Here is a 462-nt window from a genome sequence, read left to right as displayed (position 1 = left end):
TGAAGCTCTTGCCCGGGAAACAAACTCAAACTAACAGTCCCTTGTCCTGCCTCGCGGGTGGAGGAATTTGACTGACCACACCCGGAGGAATTTGAAGTGACCCGCGGGGACCAGCTGTGCGGGGCTGGGCGGTATGAGCGCAGCCCCGCGCGGCAGGACACGCGGGCAGGCAGCTACGAGCGAACGCTGCACACCAAGGCGGGCGACGTCAATCTGAAGGTCCCGAAGCTACGGCGGCAAACCTTCGAGACGGCGATTATCGAGCGCTACCGGAGGCGGGAGAGCTCGGTCGAGGAGGCGCTGATCGAGATGTATCTGGCCGGGATTTCAGTTCGGCGGGTCGAAGACATCACGGAGGCGCTGTGGGGCACCCGGGTCAGCCCGAGCACAGTGTCGAACCTGAACAAGAAGATCTATACCAAGATCGAGGCGTGGCGGAATCGCAGGATCGAAGGCGAGCAT

1 pseudogene is annotated in these 462 nt (G+C 62.1%); it reads left to right on the top strand.

The features are described 5' to 3' along the window. Positions 1-108 precede the first annotated feature (108 nt). Positions 109-462 (top strand): annotated as a pseudogene (locus tag QJT78_RS52095) (transposase); the annotation flags it as partial.

It is taken from the genome of Bradyrhizobium sp. Mp27 (genome assembly GCF_029953005.1).
In the GTDB taxonomy this organism is placed as follows: domain Bacteria; phylum Pseudomonadota; class Alphaproteobacteria; order Rhizobiales; family Xanthobacteraceae; genus Bradyrhizobium; species Bradyrhizobium barranii.
The sequence above is the reverse complement of the archived record's forward strand: the minus strand, read 5'-3'. Positions and strand labels throughout refer to the sequence as shown.